This is a genomic window from Streptococcus sp. 2154, assembly GCF_013277255.1.
Lineage (GTDB): Bacteria > Bacillota > Bacilli > Lactobacillales > Streptococcaceae > Streptococcus > Streptococcus pseudopneumoniae.
Window position 1 is genome coordinate 1 of record NZ_VMMK01000086.1, and the last position, 783, is coordinate 783.

Annotated in this window: 1 pseudogene; it reads right to left on the minus strand. The window is 38.7% G+C overall.

Features of this window, described 5'->3' with window-relative positions:
- Nucleotides 1–743 (minus strand): annotated as a pseudogene (locus HT693_RS11395) (IS630 family transposase); the annotation flags it as partial.
- Between the last annotated feature and the right edge of the window lie 40 nt (nt 744–783).

The following is a 783-nucleotide window of genomic DNA, read 5'->3' on the forward strand; positions in this document are numbered from 1 at the left end:
CTTGCCTTAGAAATTCATTGATCCACTCAGTATTGCATCCTCCAGCAATGAGGAAAAAGGAATCTCCTGTCTGAGCATCTACTGCCCCATAACAATAGCGATATTCTCGCATATAATGACTAGGAATGCTAGGTCGGATTCCTTGAGGAGCCCAACAAGAACTCATCTTACTGATTCTTCCGAAACCAGCTTCATCTTGGTACATCAAACGTACTTTGTTATAAGTCCCCTCTTCTTTAAAGCGCTTACTCAAGGTTTCGAATGTAGATTTTATTTTTAGACGTCTCAATTGTCTGAGCGTCTGCCTTCTTGGGATGCTCAGGTCGAGGAGTGACCGTTCGCCAACCATGTCGTTTCAGGAGATAATAGAAACCATCACGTGTGGAAGTGCGACCAATCTCTTTTTGATAGGCTTCAAATAACTGATTGACAGTTACAAATTCCCCAGCCTGAGCAGCTTCTATATGACGTTTTAGAAATGCTTGTTCTTCTTCGTAAGTCATATATTCTCTATGACGTCCACCACGGGTCTCCTGAAGAAGCGCTTCTAAACCAAACTCCTTATATTTTTTCAAATTCCTCCAAACAGTTGTTTTATTGCAATCTAGCAAATCCATGATTTCCTTATAACTCTTTTCTTTTGAGCGAAAATAAATAATCTGTAGACGTTTGTGATATTTGGCGTACGATGAATCTCTTAGGAGTTGTTCAATTTTTTGTGTTTCTTCGTTTGTAAGTTTCATAACTACTATTATAAGATGTTTTTTGATTTTAGTCCAGTAT